The 20,963-nt window shown below is 69.2% G+C and carries 15 protein-coding genes and 1 riboswitch; of the genes, 10 read left to right on the top strand and 5 right to left on the bottom strand.

Annotated features, from left to right (window positions below):
* Position 1: 1 nt before the first annotated feature.
* The 7 genes from ACZ5DS_RS33955 (at position 2) to ACZ5DS_RS33985 (ending at position 7,480) form a co-directional block, all read left to right on the top strand.
* A complete protein-coding gene (locus ACZ5DS_RS33955; protein ID WP_468246241.1) occupies positions 2 to 1,036 on the top strand; it encodes a carbon-nitrogen hydrolase family protein in 1,035 nt (344 codons plus the stop codon).
* Positions 1,033 to 2,145, top strand: a complete 1,113-nt coding sequence (locus tag ACZ5DS_RS33960) for a cupin domain-containing protein (RefSeq protein WP_468246244.1) — start codon at positions 1,033 to 1,035, stop codon at positions 2,143 to 2,145. The genes ACZ5DS_RS33955 and ACZ5DS_RS33960 overlap by 4 nt, the downstream gene beginning before the upstream one ends.
* Positions 2,146 to 2,234: 89 nt before the next feature.
* The gene (locus ACZ5DS_RS33965) at positions 2,235 to 3,140 is read left to right on the top strand and encodes a fumarylacetoacetate hydrolase family protein (protein WP_468246246.1); all 906 of its coding nucleotides are present in this window, start codon (positions 2,235 to 2,237) and stop codon (positions 3,138 to 3,140) included.
* A 265-nt stretch (positions 3,141 to 3,405) separates the two neighbouring features.
* The gene (locus ACZ5DS_RS33970; protein WP_468246248.1) at positions 3,406 to 4,200 is read left to right on the top strand and encodes a maleate cis-trans isomerase family protein; all 795 of its coding nucleotides are present in this window, start codon (positions 3,406 to 3,408) and stop codon (positions 4,198 to 4,200) included.
* 82 nt (positions 4,201 to 4,282) lie between these two features.
* The gene (locus tag ACZ5DS_RS33975; RefSeq protein WP_468246251.1) at positions 4,283 to 5,107 is read left to right on the top strand and encodes a PaaX family transcriptional regulator; all 825 of its coding nucleotides are present in this window, start codon (positions 4,283 to 4,285) and stop codon (positions 5,105 to 5,107) included.
* Between the two features lie 174 nt (positions 5,108 to 5,281).
* The gene (locus ACZ5DS_RS33980; protein WP_468246298.1) at positions 5,282 to 5,926 is read left to right on the top strand and encodes an oligopeptide/dipeptide ABC transporter ATP-binding protein; all 645 of its coding nucleotides are present in this window, start codon (positions 5,282 to 5,284) and stop codon (positions 5,924 to 5,926) included.
* A gap of 9 nt (positions 5,927 to 5,935) precedes the next feature.
* Complete coding sequence (locus ACZ5DS_RS33985) at positions 5,936 to 7,480, top strand: ABC transporter substrate-binding protein (protein WP_468246253.1); 1,545 nt, start codon at positions 5,936 to 5,938, stop codon at positions 7,478 to 7,480.
* 4 nt (positions 7,481 to 7,484) lie between these two features.
* Here ACZ5DS_RS33985 and ACZ5DS_RS33990 read toward each other — a convergent pair whose 3' ends face one another.
* The 3 genes from ACZ5DS_RS33990 to ACZ5DS_RS34000 form a co-directional block, all read right to left on the bottom strand.
* Positions 7,485 to 9,944: a SpoIIE family protein phosphatase gene (locus ACZ5DS_RS33990; RefSeq protein WP_468246255.1), complete on the bottom strand. Its 2,460-nt coding sequence runs from the start codon at positions 9,942 to 9,944 to the stop codon at positions 7,485 to 7,487.
* 522 nt (positions 9,945 to 10,466) lie between these two features.
* Complete coding sequence (locus ACZ5DS_RS33995) at positions 10,467 to 12,140, bottom strand: FAD-binding oxidoreductase (protein WP_468246256.1); 1,674 nt, start codon at positions 12,138 to 12,140, stop codon at positions 10,467 to 10,469.
* A 234-nt stretch (positions 12,141 to 12,374) separates the two neighbouring features.
* Positions 12,375 to 13,358 carry a trypsin-like serine peptidase gene (locus ACZ5DS_RS34000; protein WP_468246259.1) on the bottom strand — a complete coding sequence of 328 codons (984 nt, stop codon included), beginning with the start codon at positions 13,356 to 13,358 and terminating at the stop codon, positions 12,375 to 12,377.
* An 811-nt stretch (positions 13,359 to 14,169) separates the two neighbouring features.
* Positions 14,170 to 14,258: riboswitch (ZMP/ZTP riboswitch) on the top strand.
* Between the two features lie 38 nt (positions 14,259 to 14,296).
* Here ACZ5DS_RS34000 and ACZ5DS_RS34005 point away from each other — a divergent pair.
* On the top strand, positions 14,297 to 15,061 hold the full coding sequence (locus tag ACZ5DS_RS34005; protein WP_468246261.1) for a maleylpyruvate isomerase family mycothiol-dependent enzyme: 765 nt from the start codon (positions 14,297 to 14,299) through the stop codon (positions 15,059 to 15,061).
* A 357-nt stretch (positions 15,062 to 15,418) separates the two neighbouring features.
* Here ACZ5DS_RS34005 and ACZ5DS_RS34010 read toward each other — a convergent pair whose 3' ends face one another.
* Together ACZ5DS_RS34010 and ACZ5DS_RS34015 are read right to left on the bottom strand one after the other, a co-directional pair.
* A complete protein-coding gene (locus ACZ5DS_RS34010; RefSeq protein WP_468246262.1) occupies positions 15,419 to 17,113 on the bottom strand; it encodes a tetratricopeptide repeat protein in 1,695 nt (564 codons plus the stop codon).
* 473 nt (positions 17,114 to 17,586) lie between these two features.
* On the bottom strand, positions 17,587 to 18,741 hold the full coding sequence (locus ACZ5DS_RS34015; RefSeq protein WP_468246265.1) for an oxygenase MpaB family protein: 1,155 nt from the start codon (positions 18,739 to 18,741) through the stop codon (positions 17,587 to 17,589).
* 469 nt (positions 18,742 to 19,210) lie between these two features.
* Between ACZ5DS_RS34015 and ACZ5DS_RS34020 the strand changes: the two genes are divergently transcribed.
* Entirely contained in the window at positions 19,211 to 19,675 is a 465-nt protein-coding gene (locus ACZ5DS_RS34020) for a MarR family winged helix-turn-helix transcriptional regulator (RefSeq protein ID WP_468246267.1), read from the top strand.
* Between the two features lie 116 nt (positions 19,676 to 19,791).
* A complete protein-coding gene (locus tag ACZ5DS_RS34025; RefSeq protein ID WP_468246269.1) occupies positions 19,792 to 20,781 on the top strand; it encodes a pirin family protein in 990 nt (329 codons plus the stop codon).
* The last annotated feature ends 182 nt before the right edge of the window (positions 20,782 to 20,963 follow it).

A 20,963-nucleotide genomic window follows, 5' to 3' on the forward strand; every position in this document is an offset into this window, starting at 1 on the left:
GATGGAACACATGGAGAAACTGCCCCGCTTCACGGCGGCAGCCGTGCAGTCCTCGCCCGTCTTCCTGGATCCGGCGGCCACGGTCGACAAAGCGGTCTCCCTCCTGGCGGAGGCCGCCACGCACGGCGCCGAACTGGTCGTCTTCCCCGAGGTCTTCGTCCCCGGCTATCCCTACTGGAACTGGACCATGAACCCGGTCCAGGGATCCCCGTGGTTCGAGCGCCTGTGGCAGGCGTCCGTCGACATCCCCGGCCCGCACGTGGACGCGCTGCGCGCGGCAGCCCGTCAGCACGGTGTCGTCCTGGTCATCGGCGTCAACGAACGAAGCCCCCACAGTCTCGGCATCCTTTACAACACGCTCCTGATCGTCGGCCCGGACGGTGAACTCCTCGGTGTGCACCGCAAGTTGGTGCCCACGTGGGCGGAGAAGCTGACCTGGACGGGCGGCGACGGAAGCTCGCTGAGAGTCCATCAGACCCCCGTCGGACCGCTCGGCGCCCTCGCCTGCGGTGAGAACACCAACACCCTGGCCCGGTTCACCCTGCTCGCCCAGGGCGAGCTGGTCCACGCGGCCGGTTACATCGCGCTGCCGGTCGCGCCGGAGGACTACGACATGGCCGACGCCATCGCCGTCCGCACCGCCGCCCACAGCTTCGAGGGCAAGGTCTTCTCCGTCGTCTCCTGCTCCACGATCTCGCCGGAGATCGTGGACACCATCGCCGGCGACGACGAGAACGTGCGCCGCATGCTCGCCCGCCCCCGCAGCGCCCTCTCGGGGATCTTCGGGCCCGACGGCCGCCCCGTCACCGAGCCGCTCGTCGACGACGAGGGCATCGTCTACGGCGAGATCGACCTGACCAAGTGCATCCAGCCCAAGCAGATGCACGACATCGTCGGCCACTACAACCGCTTCGACGTCTTCCGCCTGCACGTCGACAACACCCCACGCACGCCGGTCACCTTCACGACCGACCCCGCCGCGTCGCCTTCGACCGACGCAACCGCCGCCGCCGGCGCCCCGAAGGAGGAGTCATGACCGCCGAGTACGACGACAGCAGGCTGGGCCGGGCCCGCGTGTCCGACACCCCCGAGCTCACCGCCTACTACGGCGAACTCGCCGAACTGGAGGCCGGCGCTCTCTGGACGGTCGCCAACGACATCGAGCCCTGGTACCCGCATCCGAAGTCCGTACCGGTCCTGTGGCGCTACGACGCCCTGCGCCCCCTCGTGCGCAAGGCGCTCGACCTGGTCAAGGCCGACGACGCCGGACGCCGCGTCGTCATGCTCGTCAACCCCGGCCGCAAGGACGTGAGCGCCGCCGTCGGTCTCCTCTACACCGGCCTGCAGATCATGGGGCCGGGGGAGTCCATGACCGCGCACCGCCACCAGGCCGCCGCCCTCCGCTTCGTCCACGAGGGCACCGGCGCCTGGACGATCGTCGACGGCCAGAAGCTGAAGGTCGGTCCCCGCGACTTCGCCATCACCCCCAACGGCACCTGGCACGAGCACGGCAACGACGCCGACGACGGCCCCGTCATCTGGCAGGACGGCCTCGACATCCCCCTCGTCAACGCCATGGACGCCGGCTTCTACGAGGTCCACCCCGAGCTGTACCAGCAGCCCGGAAAGGTGATCAACTCCTCGGTCCTCACCTACGGCGCCAACCTGCTGCCGTACGGCGTGGAGAAGTGGACCCGCCCCTACTCGCCGCTGCTCGCCTACCCGTGGGAGCCCACCCACCAGTCGCTGCGCAACCTCGCCGAGGCCACGGAAGGCTCCCCGTACGACGGTGTCATCGCCGAGTACACCAACCCCGTCACCGGTGGCTCCGTCATGCCCACCATGGGCGCCCACATGCAGCTCCTGCGCCCCGGCCAGGCGACCAAAGCCCACCGTCACACCGGGTCGGTCGTCTACACCGCGGCCAAGGGCCGGGGCTACTCGATCATCGCCGGACAGCGCTACGACTGGCAGCAGGGCGACATCTTCTGCGTCCCGTCCTGGGCCTGGCACGAACACGCGAACCTCGACCAGGGCGAGGACGCCTGCCTCTTCTCGTTCAACGACTTCCCCGTGATGCGCTCCCTCGGCTTCCACCGCGAAGAGGCGTACACCGACAACGGCGGGCACCAGCCCACCGCGTGAACCGCCCGCGCCGGAACCGCCGGCCCTGACACCGGAGCCGGCGCGGTGGTCCCTTCCTTCCTCCCTGTCCCGCTCGCCAAGGAGCCGTCATGCGACTCGTGACCTACACGGTCAGCGATGCCCCCGCCCGCCTCGGTGCCCAGATCGACGACCGTGTGATCGACCTCGCCGTCCTGGCCGCCCACCACGACACCGCACTCCCGCAGGACCTGCTGACGTTCATCCGCGCGGGCGCCGACGTCCACGACACCGCGCGCCGCCTGCTCGCCGCCGACCCGTCCGGCCGGCCGGCCGAAGCCGTCCACGGGATCGAGCAGGTCGTCCTCCACGCCCCGCTGCGCCCCGGCAAGATCATCGGGGTGGGCCTCAACTACGTCGAACACGTCGAGGAATCCAGCCGCAGCCTGGACACCGACAAGGAACTGCCCCCGCGCCCCGTCCTGTTCAGCAAGCCCGCCACCGCGGTCACCGGCCCCGGACAGCCGATCCTGCACAACGGCGACCTCACCCGACAGCTCGACTGGGAGTGCGAACTGGCCGTCGTCATCGGCCGCACCGCCTTCCGCGTCAGCGAGGAAGACGCTTACGACCACATCTTCGGCTACAGCATCGTCAACGACATCAGCGCCCGCGACCAGCGCCGCTCCGGCCAGTGGTTCTTCTCCAAGGGCCAGGACTCCTACGCGCCCTTCGGCCCCGCCGTCGTCACCGCCGACGCCATCGCCGACCCGATGGCCCTGGACCTCGAACTGCGCGTCAACGGCGTCACCAAGCAGAAGTCGAACACCCGCCACATGCTCTTCCCCATCGCGCGCCTCATCGCCGACATCTCCTCCGGCGTGACCCTGGAACCGGGCGACGTCATCGCCACCGGCTCCCCCTCCGGGGTGGGCGCCGGGATGGTGCCCCCCGAGTTCCTCGCCCCGGGCGACACCGTGGAAGCCACCGTCGAGCACATCGGCACCCTCACCAACCCCGTCGTCGACGCCCGCTGACCGTCACCCCTGCCTCAGAGCCTGTGTCATATCCCCGGCCGGGCGCGCGACGCCTGGCACGCACTCCCCCACTGCCTTAAGGGCGTGGGGGGACCCCCAGCCGCATTGCCGAACCACCCACGTGGCTCCTCCCCCACGCTCGGCTTCGCTCGCGCGGGGGCACCCCCATCGAGGGCGCTCCGGCGCCTTGCGATCGCACGCACCAGACGCCGCGCGCTGATCCGACCGGAGATATGACACAGGCTCTCAGAACCACGGAGAAACCATGGCCCACCGCACGTACCGCATCGGCCAGATCGTGCCCAGTTCCAACGTCACGATGGAAACCGAGATCCCCGCCATTCTGCGCGCCCGCGAGAGCGTGGCGCCGGAACGCTTCACCTTCCACTCCAGCCGCATGCGCATGACCCACGTCACGCCCGAGCAGCTGAAGTCCATGGACGCGGACTCCGACCGCTGCGCCGTCGAGCTGTCCGACGCCCGTGTGGACGTCCTCGGCTACGCATGCCTGGTCGCCATCATGAGCATGGGCCTTGGCTACCACCGCACGTCCGAGGACCGGCTGCACGCTCGTACGGCCGAGAACGGCGCCCCCGCCCCGGTCGTCACCAGCGCCGGCGCCCTCGTGCACGGCCTGCACACCCTCGGTGCCAAGAAGATCGCCCTGGTCGCCCCGTACCTGCGGCCGCTGACCCAGACCGTGGTGGGATACCTGACCCACGAGGGCATCGAGGTCCTCGACTACGCAGCGCTCGAGATCCCCGACAACCTGGACGTCGCCGCGCACGACCCCGCCAAGCTGCCAGGCATCGCCCGCGCCCTCCGGTACACCGACGCGGACGCTGTCGTCCTCTCCGCCTGCGTGCAGATGCCCTCGCTCGGGGCCATCGAGGAGGCCGAGCAGCTGCTCGGCAAGCCCGTGGTCTCGGCCGCGGTGTGCACGGCACACCAGATGCTGCGCACCCTCGGCCTGCCGGCCGTCGCGCCCGGAGCAGGCCACCTCCTGTCCGGTGCGTACGCCGGGACACCGCTGCCCCAGCGGGAGGCGACCGCCGGATGACCGGCCACCCCAGCCCCCGTCCACCCACCCGGCCGCACCGAGCGCTCGGTAGGATCGCCACCGCACACCACGGAAGGCGATCATGTCGGACAGTCCCCTCAGGCCCAGCTCGTTGATCAACACGGTCTACGGGGCCTTCCTGCGCCGTCTCGGGGGATGGATCTCCATCGCCGACCTGATCGTGCTGATGGCCGAACTGGACGTGGACGGGCCGGCGGTGCGCTCGGCGATCTCCCGTCTGAAGAAGCGGGGCATCCTGGAACCCGAGCGGCGCAGCGCCAGCGGATACCGCCTGAGCCCGGCCGTCCATCCCGTCTTCGACGAGGGCGACCGTCGCATCTTCGGCAGCCTGGAGCCGGCGGACCTGGCGGACGGCTGGGTCATGGCCGTCTTCTCCGTGCCCGAGTCCGAACGCGCCCATCGCTACCAGCTCCGCACCCGCCTGACCTGGCTCGGTTTCGGCAACATCACCTCCGGGGTGTGGCTCGCACCCGGGCGCCTCCTCGAAGACGCCCGCGCCACCCTCGACCGGCTCGGCCTCAGCGCGTACGTGCACCTCTTCGCGTCGCAGTACGTGGCGTTCAGCGATCTGCGGACCTCGGTCAGTTCCTGGTGGGACTTCCCGGCGATCCAGGCACAGTACGCCGCGTTCACCGAGACCTACGGCCCTGTCGCGGCACGGCTGACGACGCAGTCCGACATCGATGCCACGGAAGCGTTCCGGCACTACGTCCCCATGCTCACGCAATGGCGACGCCTGCCGTACCTCGACCCGGGCCTGCCGAAGGAACTCCTTCCCGACGACTGGAACGCGGTCGCGGCACGTCAGGTCTTCCAGCAGCTGCACGCCGTGCTGGCCGAGCCGAGCCTGCGGCATGTGCAGACGGTGACCGGCCTCCAGGGCTAGCTAACGGGCCGATCCGTTTTGTAAAACGTGTAACTAGCTATGTCTGAGGTCTTTTGGCATCGTTATCGACACGTGTAACTAACTTCCCGCAATACACGTCGAGTTGCACGACCTCTGACGAGGTGAGCATGACTGTCTTCCGACTGGTGGTCAGACGACTGTTGTCGTCGACCCCTGCTCGCCCACGGCGACTCCCACGCACGGGGGACCGGGGAGCGCGTCGAGGCGATGCTTCAGCGAGTCGGTATGCCCGCCGACACCGCGGACCGTTACCCCGGTCAGTTCTCCGGCGGACAGCGCCAGCGCATCGCCATCGCCCGCGCGCTCATGCCCGAACCGCGCCTGGTGATCTGCGACGAGCCGGTCAGCGCACTGGACCTCTCCATCCAGGCGCAGGTGCTGAACCTCCTGGCCGACCTGCAGCGCGACCTCGATCTCAGCTTTCTCTTCATCGCCCACGACCTGCCCGTGGTGCGTCACCTCTCGCACCGCATCGTGGTCCTCTATCACGGCCAGGTGATGGAGACCGGACCCGCCGCCACGCTGTACGCCGATCCGATCCACCCGTACACCCAAGCGCTGCTCGCGGCCGTGCCCCAGCCCGACCCGCACGCCCAGCGGGCCCGCACGGCGAAGCGCGCGGCAACGACGACTGCGGCCGCGCCGTCACCCGCCGGCTGCGTCTTCGCTCACCGCTGCCCCCATGCCGTCGACCTCTGCCGCAGCGAGCGACCTCCTCTGCTGCCGCTCCCGGACGGCCGCGCCGCAGCGTGCCACCGCACCACGGAACTCAACTCCCTCCGCTCCGCGCACACGTAAGGAACGCCCATGAACAGAAGAACCCTGACCAGAGGGCTCGCGACACTGGCGGCGCTCGCCGTCGCGGCCACCGCCTGCGGCGGCTCCGACACAGGCGGAAGCAGCGGCCGGACAGACACCCTGACCGTCGTCGCCGCCGGTGCACCCGCCAGCCTCGACCCGGCGATGGCCAACGTCGGTTCCGACAACTGGTTCGTCAACCTGGCCTACGACACCGTGCTGAGGCAGGGCCGCAGCGGCAAGGTCGCACCGGGTCTGGCCACCAAGTGGGGATACGCCGGCACGGGCAACACCGACTTCACGTTCACGCTGCGCAGTGGTCTGAAGTTCGCCGACGGCACACCGCTGGACGCCACAGCGGTGGCAGCCTCGCTCAACTACGTCCGCAAGAACGGCCTCAACGTGTCCTGGACCTCCGCCATCGACTCGGTCACGGCCGGCGGCCCGCTGACGGTACGGATCCACTGCTCCAGCCCGCACCCCAATCTGCCGCAGCTGATGACCCAGGTCCTGATGATCGGCTCGGTCATCAGCCCCAAGGGCCTGGCGTCCCCGGCCGCCATGGGCACTCACTCCTTCGGTGCCGGACTGTACGTCCTCGACGCGGCGCACACGGCATCCGGCGACCACTACACCTACACTCCCAATCCCCACTACTGGGACAAGAAGAAGATCCACTGGAAGAAGGTGGTCATCAAGGTCGTCGCCAATCCCAACTCCGCACTCCAGGCGGTGAGAACGGGCCAGGCCGACGCCCTGGCCATCACCGCCAACCAGGCCGACACAGCCATGTCCGCCGGGCTGAAGGTCACCGGAGCCCCGAACATCTTCATGGGCGTGAACCTCGCCGACCGACAGGGCACCATCGCGAAGCCGCTCAAGGACATCCGGGTCCGCCAAGCCCTCAATTACGCCGTGGACCGAGCCGCCATCACCAAGGCGATCGTCCAGAGCCACGGCCACCCGACCAGCCAGATATCCCTCCCCGGACTCGACGGCTTCGCGGCCGACTACGACAACCGCTACCCCTACGACCCGGGCAAGGCGAAGAAGCTCCTCGCGGCAGCGGGATACCCCCACGGCTTCAAGCTGACGATGGAGACACAGAGCCTCTTCGGTATCGACCTGGTCACCCAGGCGGTCGTCCAGCAGTGGAAGCAGATCGGTGTCACCGCCGACGTCACCACCGACACGAGTGTCGGTCAGTGGCTGGCCGGCGCCACCTCCAGGAAGTACCCGGCGCTCGGCTTCGGGTACGGCGGCGCGACCAGCTACGCCCTGTCCCTCGACTGGATGCTCCCGCATGCCACCGCCTTCAACCCCTTCGCCACCTCCGACCCCAAGCTCACGCGCATGCTGACCGCAGCCGCGGCGGCACCCGCCGCCAAGCAGCCCGCGCTCTACCAGGACGTCATGCGGTTCGTCGTGGACCGGGCGTGGTTCGTCTCCGTCCTGCGCATGGACGGCCTGTACGCCTACAACGCAAGGAAGTTGACCGGCTTCACGGCCGCGCCGAGCTACCTCCCCGACCTCGCCTGGAGCGTCCCCCGATGAGCGCTCAGGATTCCCGGAGAGCGTGCTCCGCCAGCGCCACCTCCGCCCAGATCGTCTTGCCCGTGCCCGTGTGGCGGGTACCCCAGCGCCCGGCGAGCTGAGCGACGATGAAGAGGCCGCGTCCGCCTTCGTCGAAGACGCGGGCGCGGCGCAGGTGAGGCGCGGTACTGGAGGCGTCGTTCACCTCGCATATGACGCTGTCGGCGTCACGGATCAGCCGCAGGTGCCAAGGGGGTCCGGCGTAGCGGATGGCGTTGGTGACGAGCTCGCTGACGATCAGTTCGATGACGAACGCCAGGTCCTCCAGGCCCCAGGCAGCGAGCGTCTGACAGGCGAAGGCGCGGGCATGGGCGACGGCCGCAGGATCGGAGGACAGTGCCCAGGTGGCGACCTGGTCGCCACCCAGGACGCGGGTGCGCGCCAGCAGCAGGGCTGCGTCGTCCTTTCGGCGGCCGGGAAGCAGGGTTTCGAGTGCTTGGTCGCAGGTTTCCTCCAGGGAGCGGTGCGGATCGGCCAGTGCGGCACGAAGGCCCGCGTACCCGTCGTCCATGTCGCCGTAGGCGTTCTCGATGAGGCCGTCTGTGTAGAGAGCGAGGATGCTGCCTTCCGGCACGTCGAACTCGGCGACCTCGAAGGGCAGCCCGCCCAGCCCCAGGGGCGGTCCAGCCGGTATGTCCAGGAGGTCCACCGAGCCGTCCGGGGTGACCATCGCCGGTAGGGGATGACCGGCGCGGGCCACGGAGCAACTGCGGGAGATGGGGTCGTACACGGCGTACAGGCACGTGGCTCCCACCTCGCCCACACCGGAGTCCAGTGCCTGGACCGTGGCGTCCGCCGTTTCCGCGCGATCCAGGCGAAGGACGAGGTCGTCGAGCTGGGTCAGGAGTTCGTCGGGGGCCAGGTCGACGTCGGCCAGGGTGCGGACCGCCGTACACAGCCGCCCCATCGTGGCGGATGCGTGAATGCCCCGGCCGGCCACGTCGCCGACCACGAGGGCGACTCTCGCCCCCGACAGCGGGATGACGTCGAACCAGTCTCCGCCGATGCCCGCACTCGGGTCGGCCGGCACGTAGCGGGAGGCGACCTCCACGGCGGGTTGGCGCAGTGCGCGGTCCGGCATCAGGCTGCTCTGCAGAGCGAGCGCGATCTCTCGTTCACGGGTGTAGCGGCGCGCGTTGTCGATGTGTACCGCGGCCCTGGCGGCAAGGTCTTCGGCCAGCCAGAGATCCTGATCGTCGAACGGATCGGGGGTGCGATGACGGCAGAAGACGGCGATCCCGAGACGCGTGCCCCGGGCTTGCAGCGGTACCGACAACAGGGAGTGAATCCTGTGTGTCCGGATGCGCTCGGCCCGTCCGGGGCAACCGGCAGCCCATGAGGCGAGGGTGGATTCATCGACGGGATGCCGCGAGGCGCGACCGCAGGCGAGCGCGCGGCCCGGTGGCGACTCCTCGTGGTAGGTGTGGGTCCCGCCGAGCGGGATCACCGCCTCCGGGCATCCCGGCAGTACGGAGCGCTGGGCGGTGCGGCGAAGGACCGGGAGGTCGCCGGAGCTGCTCGGCCCTGCGCCACCGATGACGCTGTCCAGCAGATCGACGACGACGAAGTCGGCGAAGTGCTCCGAGGCGACTGCCGCCAGTTCATCCGCGGTGCGGGTGAGATCGAGCGCGGTGCCGATCCGCAGCCCCGCTTCGTTGAGAACACCCAGCCGCTGACGGGCCCGGAACTGTTCAGTGGTGTCGGCCGCCGTCTGTGACACGGCGCAGACTCTCCCGTCCGGGTCCTTGACCGGGTAGAGCGTAAGGAGCCACGCATGGGGGCGGGACTCACCGGGTGTCCGGAGGTGCGCTTCCAACCGCACGGCCTCCCCACTGCGCCACACGCGCTCTGCGGCCTGGGCGATGCCTTCCAGCCCGGCCATCGGCTGCCCGGGACCGGAGTGGCCGATGCGCACGCCGAGGAGCTCCTCCTGCGACTTTCCCATGGCAACGGTCGCCGCGGCGTTCACCGCGAAGCACACCCCCTGTCGGTCGAAGAGCGCCATCGTCAGGGGAAGCTGCTCCAGAGCCCACTGCTTGATGACCGACGCGTCCGGCTCACTGCCTGCGCTCGCGCCCGCCGCTCGCGATGACAGCGGTGAGGTCACCGTGAGGAACCACTGCGTCTGACCCGCTGCGTCCAGCAGTGGATGCGCCTGCAGCCGGACCTGGAGGCTGCGGCCGTCGCGGTGACGCACGGTGATGGGTCCATTCCATCCCCTGTGCTCGGCGCAGCACCGCCGGGCAGCCTCCGGAAAGGGCTCTGCCAGGAGAATCCTGGCTTCTCGACCGATCACCTCGGCCCGCCCGTGGCCCAGCAGCTCACGGGCACCGGCGCTCCACGCGGTGATGAGGCCGTTGGCATCCACCGTGGCCGACGCAGGTTGTCCCGTGGCCGGCCGTATGTCGTCGGAAGCAGCCGACACGTCGACCTCCTGCGCATCGAATGACCGCCTGCAGCGACAGGCACGCGGCCGTCGTCATCCAGCCTGCTCCTCGCCTCAGACCTTCTCAACCGCCGCACGGCTGCTCGCTACCAGCTGCGGTAGTAGTCACCGCCGCCACTGGACCGCGCACGCCGCACCGGATGCCACGACCGGACACCGGACGACGGTCCTGACCACCGCCGACGTCCGGGCCACCCGGCACCGACCAGGAGGGCCGGCTGTTCTCGGCCGTCCGTCCGGACGGCTCCGAACCGCGCGTCGTGCGCGGCCGGGTCGGGCTGCCGGCGGAGGCCGTGGCGCCGCCGAGGTCTCGGCCCGCGTCTCCGACGCTGCAGCGGTGCGCCCGGGCGGGCTCCGCGCGGACGAGGCTCTGAACTTGGAGCCTCACGGACCGCGCGCGCTACCTGACCACGGCGTTCACCGCGCCCGACGCCGCGCCTCCGTCCGACGCCCCCGTAGGCTGCCCACCGAGTGCCTGGACCTGATCACGCAGCCGGTGATCTACGACGTGGAGGACCGACCGTGAACCGGCCGGGCCGCCATGTCCGGCAGGCGGACCGACTGCTCGTGCCGGAAGACGTTCCGCGGGTCCCAGTACGCCTTGGCCCGCTGGAGCCGCTCGTAGTTGGCCCCGTAGTACAGGAGGTACCAGGGCTGGCCTTCGGCCGGGTCATTGAATTCCGGGTCGTTGAGGTCGACGTCGGGATAGTTGACGTAGCAGCCGTCGGTGTTGGGGATCTCGGGCACGCCACCGGTCTCCGCGTACATCTCCTGGTAGAAGTCGCGGATCCACTTCAGGTGCGGTGCGGCGATGGCGGGGTCGGCCAGAGCGTCCTGGTAGTCGAAGACCCCGTCGCTGTTGGCGTCCTTTCCCCAGGTCCAGTAGGTCTGGTACTGGAGCTTCAGCACGGACGAGCGCTGGGGCACGGCGGTGGCGAACGGGTCGACGTCGTTGATCCGCCCGCCGTAGGAGTCCACCTGGAGCAAGGCGTCCTCGTTGTCGTACGGCGTGGTGAGGTGGTCGAAGAGCACGTCGAGCTGGCGCTCGGTGAAATTTCCCGTGTGGTAGGCGGACTTGTACTTCCCGCACCGGCTCGGGCCGGAGTCGTTGAAGTTCTGGGTCGCCGTGAGCCACGGCAGCCGGGTGGGGATGTACTGGTCGTTGAGCGGCGGGTGTTCGCCCATCTGCAGGTCGAAGAGGGTCTGCGGGTAGACATCCTCGGGTGCGATCCAGTTCAGGAAGCGGTTGAGCCGCTCGATCGAGTCGTCGCGGGTGCCGTCGAGCTGGATGATCAGGCCGATCTTGCCCTTCGCGAGGTTGTTGAGCTTGAGCAGCGTGAAGAGATCGCGGTAGTCGAGGTCGCGAAGGAAGTCCGGGCCGCCCTCGCCCGTGTGCTCGGCCAGGAAGAACTCGCCGTAACGGCGCACCAGGGACTTGAACTTGTCGGGGTCCTCCGTGAAGAGGTCCCAGTCCCAGGCGATCGCCCTGGTCAGCACCTGGGCCGGCGGCTCGGGCAGGCCACGGAACCAGTAGCGGGTGACCACGCCGAAGTTGCCGCCTCCGCCGCCGGTGTGTGCCCACCACAGGTCCTGGAGTGCGCGTTCCGGGGAATCCTTCCGCGCCACGGTGACCTCGGCGTGCGTCCGGTCGCGTACCGTGACCACCTCCACGGCGTACAGGTAGTCGACCGTGAGGCCGTGCCACCGGGAGAGCAGACCGAAGCCGCCTCCCGAAATATGGCCGCCCGCTCCGACGGAGTAGCACGAGCCGCCGGGCACGGTGAGACCGTAGCGGCGGTACAGCTGGGTGACGGTGTGCCAGTTGGTCGCGCCCGCCTCGACGCAGTACGCCTCCATCTCGGGGTCGTAGTAGACACCGTCCATGGTGCTGACGTCGATGATGACGGCGACGTCGTCGCCGCAGACGAAATTCTCGTAGCAGTGCCCGCCGGAACGGACCGTGATCCGGCCTGGCGGCGAGGCGAGGACCGCCGTGCCGGCGAGGTAGGTGTTGAGAGCGGCGACCACGTCGGCGGTGCCGGCGGCCACCACCACGTAGTCGGGGCTGGCGACCCACCGCTGGTTGAATCCCCGGCGGAGCGCCTCGTAGCGCGGGTCGCCCGGTCCGACCTCGGTCGGGCCGGCGGGCCGGGGGCGAAGGGTCTCGGCGGGCATGGCAATACCTCCACGGCAGGCACCAACGATCGGTCACTGGAGGTTAGATCGCCGTCACTCTTGGTGACTCCGCCGTTCGGGTGAGGGCCATGGAGGTATGGGGGCAGAACACCATTCGCCCTGTGCGCTCTCTCACGCCGGGCGCGCCTGCTGCCCGCAGGCTGGACAGCCGCAGTCGAGTGGGCAGGGCCAGCCGACCCCGCCCACCCGCATGGTGGTCCTGGTCGGCTGCTGCTAGGAGGTCTGGGCCTTGTCGTACAGGGCCTTGACGTCGTTGCCGAAGTACGGGCCGAACATCCGGTTCGGCAGGAACGTGTAACCGAAGCTGTTCACGGAGACCTGCAGACCGGTGCCGGTCGCCTCGCTGAAGCCGGTGAACCAGGGGCCGCCGCTGGAGCCGCCCGTCATGTTGCAGCCGAGGCTGTGGTCCTGCGAGAAGAGGAAGTCCTTCGAGCTGTTGCCGCTGCAGTAGATGAGCTTCGTACCGTCGTACGGCGAGGCGGCCGGGAAGCCGAAGGAGTACATCTGCTTGTTGTAGCCGCCGTTGAACTGGATGCCCTGCGCACCGACGACCGAGGTGAGCTTCTTGCCGTTGAGCGGGGCGACCACCGCCGCGCCGACGTCGTAGTTGATGTCCTCACTCGCCTCCCACTGCGGGGTGGTGAGCGTCTTGGCCGCGGTCCACTGGCCGTACGGCGCGTTGCCGTTGTTGTACGCGGGCACGAAGACCCAGTTGGTGTGCCAGCTGCCCTGATACTTCACGCAGTGTCCGGCCGTGATGACGGTGCTGGCGTTCTGGCTCGTCACGGCGTCGCCGGTGCAGGACGCGGTACGCCCCTGGAACGTGAAGAACACCCGGCCCGACGTCGTGATGACGGCCCCGCCGCCGGTCCACGGGCCACCTGCCTGCGGGAAGGAGGCCGGGGCGGCGGTGGGTTCGACCGTCGTCGCCTGCCTCTCGGTCCGGGAAGCCTTCAGGCTCCTGGCGGCCTTGGAGGTCAGCAGCAGATCGAGCGGGGTGGCGCTGCGCATCCGCTCGGGCGTCCAGAAGGTGCGGGACTTGTGCTGTTCGGCTGCAGAGGCGGTACGGGCTGCCACCGAGTGCCCAGAAGTGGCTTCAGGGGTGGCCGCGTTGGCGGCACCGGCGTCGACGAGGCCGCCTGTGAACAGGGCACCAACGGCCAGCAGAATTCCCGTTGTTGTGCGATGGCGTCTCACGCATGTCTCCTTCTGCCGTGCCCGGACTGATCGGGTCCGGGCAGGGTGGGGGAACGAAGAGCGGTGCGGATAGACGTGCGTGGGGCAGAGTGCCATGGAATCAGTGCGTTGTCAGGAGCGCGTCAACGACGGGGTGAGTGGGGCGCAGATGTACCGGTCGGATGACGGGCTTTGGGGGGAGCAGACGTGCGAGGCGTCACCAGGGGACGACCGGCGCGTTGACATGGCGGGCGCGCAATGCCCGTCTGTTGGGTCGAGACGCGTCGTGCCATGGTAAAAGCGCTTCGAAGGATCTATATGATCAAGTCTTCCCGGATTGCGGCCATCACGCTTCTCGCTGTTGGCGGCCTCGGCCTATCCGCGTCCAACGTTTCGGCAGCCGCCCCTCGCTTCGACGCTCTTCCGGTGGGTGGCCTGGTTCCTGGCCCTACGCAGTTCCTGCCGCCGCCCACGGGTGACAACCCTGATGAGTCGCTCACCGGTGGAGTCCTGTACAACCCTGCGGATCCCATCAGCTTGGGGCCGCTCAACGTCGCCGTCCCTGCAGTGGGCCTGCTGTAGGTTCGGCCCGGGCGCGCCGCCGTTCCAAAGGTGGAAGACGACCATCGGCTGCTTCAGATCTTCGCTGAGGTAGCCGAGAGTCTTTCCGGACAGAGGGTTGCTTCCTCCGAAGAGCACAGAAGGAGCACCGAACTCCGCAGTCGCGTCCGCCCATGTCCGCGTATAGCGAGGCCATGCCGTACTCGTAGTTGCGCCCAGGGACGTGCAGGCGTTTGTGGCCTGTCCTCGGGAGTCGTCACCCTTTAGGGTGGCTGAGGGCCGTGACTGGCGCTGAGGGTGGAGTACCACCGGGGAGCGGCTCGGCCGTCATGGTCTGTGCCGCGCGTCTGGGCGATTCACTGTGACGCTCAGGAGTGCGCGTGGCCGGTCCCGTTGCGATGAGTACGGCCGACATCGATGGCCTGATCGATGACGTCGTCCGGTCCAGTGGCCGGATTACCAGGGCCGTCGTCGGCCGGACCGATGCTGAACTGCGAGCCCCCTCGCGGCTCGAGGGCCGGACGCGTGGCCATGTGCTCGCCCATGTGGCCCACTCCGCCGACGCTTACGTGTGGCTGCTGCGCCTGGCCCGTACGGGCGCCGAACCGGGGCCGCGCAGGGGTGTGGCCGCCCTGGTGCAGGCGATGGAGGAGACCGCCGCGCTGCCCGCCGCCGAACTCGTCGCCGAGGTACATGACCGCCTGGCGCAGCTCGTGGCGGAGTCGAAGGACATGCCTGCGGCGGCGTGGGACAGCATGGTCACGGCCCTGGCAGGCTGGCGGCACCCGGCCCGGTACACCCTCCAGCGGTGTCGGCGGGAACTTGAAACCCACCACCTGGACCTGGACTTCGGCTACCGCACGACGGACTGGCCGGACGCGTACGTCTCCTGGGCACTCGATGACACGCTCGCCGCACTCAAGGCTCAAGGCTTCGCCGTTTCCTCGGTCGAAGCGGTCGATCTCGGCCGGTCCTGGGAGCTCTGCACGGATGGCCCCGCGATCGCCGGCCCCGGACACGCACTGCTCGGCTGGCTCAGCGGCCGGACTTCCGCCGCCGGGCTCGTATCCGACCATCCGCCGACAGTTCTGCCGCGTTTGCCGGCCTGGCCGCAGCCGCCGTCCCCGGGTTGGGGGCGCGCCGACGAAGGCGGCAGTGCATGAAGCACGTCGCACGACGCACAGCCGCGCGCTGCACCCGCCTCGGCAGTCATGGTGGTTCTAGCGGCAGGAGCCGGGGCAGAGCTGTTTTCGCGGAGCCCCCGCACGGGCGGGCAGTGCGTCGCCGTTGTGGTGACGATCCGTCGCGTCCCCACCGGCGCCCGGCGCGCCCGCCGGCCCACCCGATCTTCCGCAAGGACCTGAGCCTCCGGGCGCCCGGACACCGAGGCCTTCACCCTGCACGGCCAGGACCAGCGGGCGGCTGCCCTCTTCGCCGTACGGCTCGTCCGGCTCGGGCACGACGGCCTGGCGAGCAGCCGATGTCCACGAAGCCTTCGCCAGGGCTCCGCTCTGTGATAGTCACTGCTCCCCGGTACAGCAGCCGCGCCCAGGCGCAGAGCCCGTGACCGCGTCCAGGCGGCAGAAGCAGGACGCCTCGATCGGTACGTCCGCCATCGCTGCGGCGATCTTCAGCTGCTGGGCCACGATCTGTGCCTCTCCCTCCTTGCCGAGCCGCACGAGGCACTCGTGGAGGCCGTGCAGGGCCCAGACGTTGCCCGGGTGCTGCAATGCGCGCGGCAGCGTGTCGTCGAGTCCGAGGTCGGCGCGATAGACGGCTTCGGCCTCCGCGACCAGGCCCTGTTCGAGGAGCAACGCGCCGTATGCGTGCCGGGTGGGCTGCATCCACCCCCACGGCTCGTCGTAGGGAAGGCCGTCGTCCAGCTCGATCGACCGACGCAGTGCCGCGAACGCCGATTCGTACTTCCCCTTGCGGTAGTCCAGCTCTCCGTCCAGCATGTGCGCGGCGATCGCCAGGATGTCCGAGCAGGTGTTGTTGAACAGCATCCGTGTCTCCGGGACCCGGGCGACCGCGTTGCGGAAGAGCTCACGTTCCGCCTCGGCCTCGTCGATCCGGCCCGTGGCCGAGAGAGCGACCCCGCGCGCGTACCGCAGCATTGCCGTGGTCACGCAGTACAGCTGCGCGTCGGCAGGTGTCGGAAGGATGAGGATGTCGTCCCAGCGGCCGAAGCGGATGAGCACGTGCACCCGCATCGCCAGGAAGCCCTCGAGCCAGTCGGCCATGGGCGGGCTGTCCATGCGCAACAGTTCCTCGGGCACGGCCGCTTCGAGCCGGTCCGCCGTTTCGATCGCGTCCTGGAAGCGTCCGAGGAACATCGCGCCGTAGATCTTGAAGTGGTAGTTGTGACACCGGTACAGGGTGTAGAAGTTCATCGCCCCGGCCCTGGCGTGGAACTTCTCGTCGGCCGCGATCGCCTCGGCGTTGTCGGAGATCACCCGGCGGTAGTCACCGCAGAGCACTTCCAGGTGCGACGGCATGTGCTGGAGGTGGCCCGCGTCCGGCACCAGACCGCGCAGCCGGTCACCCACCGGCAGGGCGACCTCGGGCGTCGGGGACATCTCCATCAGGTGGATGTACAGGTGGAGCAGGCCCGGGTGGCGCGCGCCCGCCTCCGTGGCCATCGCCCGTTCGAGCACCGCCTTGGCCTCGGTGGTGCGCGAACCCGGGGCCGGCCTGCCCGTGCGGATGTCCCAGAGCTTCCAGGGCGTGAGATTCATCAGGGCGTCGGCGTACAGGGTGGCCACGTCGAGGTCGTCGGCCGCCAGTCGGTGGACGTCCCGCATGCTGTCGGCGTAGGCGACGTTCCACACGGAACAGTCCTCGGCGGCCGGGGCCTGGACCCGCGGATAGCGGGCGTGCAAGGCACCGATGAGGGCCTGTTCGACCGGGGCGGCGCCGGCAGCCTTCGCGTGTGCGCGCTGCACGGCGGCATGCGCACGCTCCACCGTCCGCCCCAGGTCCTGCTCGTCGAAGGACTCCCAGGGCTTGTTGTAGTTGGGGCCGAGCGCGTAGGCCAGGCCCCAGTCGGCCATGGCACAGTGGGGATCCGCCGCTGCGGCGGCCTCGAAACAGCGGACGGCCTCCTCGTGGTTGAAGGCGTACGTCCAGTTCAGCCCGCGGTCGAACCACGTCTGCGCCTCGGAGGACGACGTCGTCACGCGCCGGCCGTGGCTGCCGAGGTCGTAGTAGGGCATACGAGCTCCTCAAGGCTGAGGCCAGCCGTTCCCGTTATGGGGATGACAAGACGGTGGCCGGTGCAACGACCCTAGCGAAGCCCGGCGGAGATTCCGCCCATTCATGCAGGGTTGTCGAAGCCGTCAGGGGGATGGTGTGGACAGCCCGCGCAGCACAGGGTCGTGTGTGAGGTGAGATGCCCGTCGAGGACGGCGACTTGCAGTGCGGCAAGAACTCCCCTTCGTTTACTGCCGTATACGTCTCCCGCAGCAAGGCGGCGACGGGTATGTCGGCTGCGGCGAACGACGGGCGGACAAGGCTCCCGGGTCCTGGCTCAGGGGTAGAGGTGCGCGGACCCGCAGGCCCGCCGTCTCACCGGTCAGATCCGTCAACGGCAGCCGCATTCCGCGGACTTCTGCATGCCGAGAGCTACCCGTGCCGTGCCCCCCATCCCCGCGGCGCAGGGGGCACGGTGCCGGCCGCCCGCCGGGGGTCAGCGGTTGTCGTGGAGTTCCTGGTGCATCTGAGGCTGGTCGTCCTGGTCGTGCTTGAGGGCGTACTCCTCGACCTTGTTGAACGCCTTCGACGCCTGGCCCAGGATCGCATCGTAGGGATTGGTCCCGACGGCCTTCTGGGCGGTGCCGCCGAGGGTGCCGCCGAAGGTGTTGCTGACGAGGCTGTGGCCGGCCGACGCGATCTTGGCGCCCGTGTCGAGGGCGGCGTTGCGCGGGATGCCGGCCATGTCGGCGTACTTGTCCCCGAAGGCCTTGCGGACCATCGCGACGAACGGATCGTAGGCCGGCGGGGGCACCATCTCCCGCTTGTAGAACTTCAGGGCCTGCTCGGTCATGAACTTGCCGTCGTCGCTCTCCTTCCACTCCTTCTCCCGCTCGATCCTCCACATCCGGTCGACCAGGTCGACGTCCTTGGGCATCAGCCACTTCTCCGGTGTGCCGAGGTAGTGGTTGACGTAGTGCCAGGCGCACATGAAGCCCTTGCGGTCCTCGTCGGAGACGTGCACACCGAGGTTTCTCAGCGCCTCGAGGATCTGGACGCTGAAGACACAGATGGCGCCGGCGGTGTACTTCTGCGAGACCGGCTCGCCCCACTTGGCGTAGTCCCACTCGCCGCTCTTCTTGTGCAGCTGCCGGACCGAGGCGTGAACCAGGCGCACCTTGGTCACGGTCGCCGCAAGGGTGCCGTTGCGCAGGGCGCCCCTGTCGCCCATGCCGATGAACAGGCGAGAGGACTGCGCCAGGCGCCGTCCCGGACCGTCCACCCCGCCCAGACGCCCGGTGGAGCGCAGGGTGAAGGCGCCGGTGGGGGACAGATACGTACCGATCAGGCCGACCGTGCCCTGCAGCATGGACGCGTCCCCGTGATGGTGGTCGAAGAAGCCCTCCGCGGCCTTGACGTCCGCCTCGCTCCAGCCGGGCGGCTCGGCGGTCGCCTCCTTGAGGAACTCCGCCAACTTCGGGGGCAGGCCCGACAGGTCCTGACCCGGTTTCAGGGTTCCGATCGTGCGGAACAGGCCGTTGACCCCGTCGACCTCCTTTTTGTCGATCAGATCGGACACCAGCGTGTCGGCGGGCGGATCGCCGGCCTGGTTCGCGGCCTCCATCTCGGCTTCGACGCTTTCGACCGTCATCGCCATGAGTGTGTCTCCGTTCTTCGAGGATGGGAGGGCGGGGAGGCACACCCGGTGCCGCCCCGCGACATGGCTGTGGGGCAGGCGGGTCTGCAGGTGAACGGGGTGCACCAAGATCCCCAACCGCGATCCTTCCCCCGCGGTGACCGGCTTGGCGCGCATGCACGGGCGGGGTTCGGAAGCATTCGGTATGCGTCACCGTGCTCCAAGATCACCTGTTTGGTCCGGGGTGCGAAGACGTCGACGGGGTAGCGTCAGTCCGCCCGCGGGACGGAGGGAGACTCCGTGCCGCGGCGCCGAGGAGGGGCGGGATGGGGAGACGCCTCGTTCAGGCCGGCAGAACAGCGCGGGCGATGCCGGTGTGGTTGCCCTGTGCGACGAGGATCTCCCGCCAGTTCGATCCGTCGACCGAGTCGGACGGGGTAGGGGATCAGTTCGATGAAATGTCAACCATGTCTACACTGCGCTCATGGACGAGACGGTGCAGTGGCTGACACCGGAAGAGCAGCGGGCCTGGCGGGGCTTCGTCCGCTTGCATGAGCGGCTCGTGGGCCGGCTCGCGCGTCTGTTGCAGGCGGAGTCGAACCTGTCGGCCGCGGACTTCGCGGTCCTGGTCAATCTGACGGACGTACCGGAAGGGCGGCAGCGGTTCCTGGATCTGGCCCGCGCGGTGGAGTGGGAGAAGAGCCGGATGTCCCATCACATCGGTCGCATGGAGAAGCGCGGGCTGGTGGCTCGGGAAGAGTGTCCCGATGACGGACGCGGCGCGTTCGTGGTGATCACCGAGGCCGGGCGCGCGGCGATCGAGGCCGCCGCCCCGCGGCACGTCGAGGCCGTACGCGCCCTGTTCCTCGACCATGTCACGCCCGCGGAACTGCGGACCCTGGCCCGGATCTCCGAGCGTGTGGTGGAGAAGCTGGACGAGGAACCGTGACCCGTCCTGAGCTGGGGGAGACGGGTCCCGGGCGCCACCAGTGATGGTTGATTCTTCAACCTAATCTCTGTCATCATGGTTGATGTAACAACCACACCTTCTGGGAGATGGTTCCGGTGAGCAACCTGGAAGTCGAACCCGCGGCACCGGAGTGTGGAGTGCGGGCGGACGGTCGGCAGCCGGTCGAGGCGCCCCGCGTCGAGGTGCTCTCCGCGCGGGACGTGCCCCTGGGCGGCCCGCGCGCGATGCTCGTACGGCGGACGCTGCCGCAGCGGGCACGGACGCTGATCGGAGCCTGGTGCTTCGCCGACCACTACGGCCCTGTCGACGTGGCCGCGACCCGCGGCATGGACGTGGCTCCCCATCCGCACACCGGCCTGCAGACCGTGAGCTGGTTGTTCAGCGGAGAAGTGGAGCATCGCGACAGCCTCGGCACGCACGCTCTCATCCGGCCCGGCGAGATGAACCTCATGACAGGCGGGTACGGCATCAGCCACTCGGAGGTCTCCACGCCGCGCACCCGGATTCTGCACGGGGTCCAGCTGTGGGTGGCGCTGCCCGATCGGCACCGGGACGCCGCACGCGACTTCCAGCATCACGTGCCCGAACCCGTGCGCGTCGACGGGGCGGAGATCAGGGTCTTCCTGGGCTCCGTCGCCGGAAGCACCTCGCCGGTGCGGACCTTCACCCCGCTGCTCGGCGCCGAGATCCTGATCGAACCGGGTGCGACGATCTCGCTCGCCGTGGGCACCGACTTCGAGCACGGCGTTCTCGTGGACAGTGGGGACGTCCGCCTGGTCGACACCCTGCTGCGCCCTGCCGAACTCGGCTACGCGCCCACCGGTCTCGACACCCTGACGCTGACGAACGAGTCGCACGGCCCGGCGCGGGCGATTCTGCTCGGCGGCCCGCCGTTCGGGGAGGAGATCGTCATGTGGTGGAACTTCGTCGGGCGCAGCCATGAGGACATCGTCCGGGCCCGCGAGGACTGGGAGAGCGAGTCCGACCGGTTCGGTGCCGTCGACGGGTACCCCGGGGGTCGCCTGCCCGCTCCCGCCCTGCCGAACGCCGTCCTCACGCCGCGCAGGAATCCGCCGCGGCGCTGAGCCTCCTTCTTCGGGCCGGAGTGCCGGAATAGAAGCGCTCCGTGATCCGTTGACCCGCTGCGGTTGACATATCAACCACCTGGAGGGTGAGCGACCATGCAGTTCGGGATCTTCACGGTCGGCGACGTCACGCCGGATCCCACGACGGGGCGTACGCCGACCGAGCGCGAGCGGATCAAGGC

Source organism: Streptomyces sp. NPDC031100, from assembly GCF_055570785.1.